This is a genomic window from Tenuifilum sp., from assembly GCF_037481895.1.
Taxonomy (GTDB): domain Bacteria; phylum Bacteroidota; class Bacteroidia; order Bacteroidales; family Tenuifilaceae; genus Tenuifilum; species Tenuifilum osseticum.
In genome coordinates this window covers 1-518 of sequence record NZ_JBBFKU010000087.1, presented here as the reverse complement: position 1 = coordinate 518, position 518 = coordinate 1, and the positions used below count along the sequence as shown (strand labels likewise).

The window sequence follows — 518 nt, the reverse complement described above, 5'->3', positions numbered from 1 at the left end:
AGCTTTGTTCGGTTGAACCTCTTCGTGAAGATTAACCTGTGGGAATGGCTAAACCAGCCCTTTGTCCGTCCCAGAAAGGAGGATGCGGTACAGCTAAATCTGTTTTCAGGGTAGGGTCTAATTTTAAAATTGGTTACTTTTGAACCCTAACCACCTGATTAACAATTAGGCATTTTTTGATTTTAAATTATTTTGGACAGCTGTGTTGCAGAATCTAATAGTTGAACTATTCGGATCAAGCTCTGACCATTATCGCTATCGTTTCTATAAGGACTGTAATACCATTTGCCATTTACAAACCTAAAGTTGTCAACTAAATTACAATTCTTGCACACATTCTCGTTAGGGATATATTCGCTACGAGCTGAGTTGCCTTCAATTGTAAACTTAGCATTAACTGATTTCTCTTTGAACAGTGCGGGGGTACTATGTAATACTGTTATGAAACCTAACATTCCCATTTCATCTAACGCTCCAGGATACTTTTTTTCAACAGCATCTGCAAAGTCGCTCAATTT

1 protein-coding gene is annotated in these 518 nt (G+C 38.0%); it reads right to left on the bottom strand.

The genetic code is table 11. The features are described from left to right. Positions 1-182: 182 nt before the first annotated feature. Positions 183-518: hypothetical protein (locus tag WHS63_RS13225; RefSeq protein WP_445205527.1), on the bottom strand; the 336-nt coding region annotated here is incomplete at its 5' end.